At 47.2% G+C, this 282-nt stretch carries 1 protein-coding gene; it reads right to left on the reverse strand.

Going from position 1 to position 282, the window contains the following annotated elements:
* Positions 1-282, reverse strand: a 282-nt coding sequence (locus NQF89_RS08915) for a hypothetical protein (protein WP_266138005.1), incomplete at both ends; no start/stop codon positions are given.

The following is a 282-nucleotide window of genomic DNA, read 5'->3' on the forward strand; positions in this document are numbered from 1 at the left end:
GGTATTGATTTTTCTTGCCCATTTGGAGGGGTGCCAGTGTAGGAGCCGCCCCAGATTTCAATCACTCCTAGATGGGCTGTTGTTTGGGAGATTTGCTGCTTGTAGCTGTTGGGGAGATTATTGATCTCGTCTTGCGTAATGGGGGTGTATTGTTTGAAATTATAGTGGATATGTGTTGCGTTTACGACCCCCTTTATTTGGTCTAGCGCAGTCCCAGAGCGGTAATGGTTGGTGAGGGTTTGGTGATGATCCCAACCGCCATAATTGAGGAGTTGGAGTTTA

It is taken from the genome of Bombella pollinis (assembly GCF_026385485.1).
Taxonomy (GTDB): domain Bacteria; phylum Pseudomonadota; class Alphaproteobacteria; order Acetobacterales; family Acetobacteraceae; genus Bombella; species Bombella pollinis.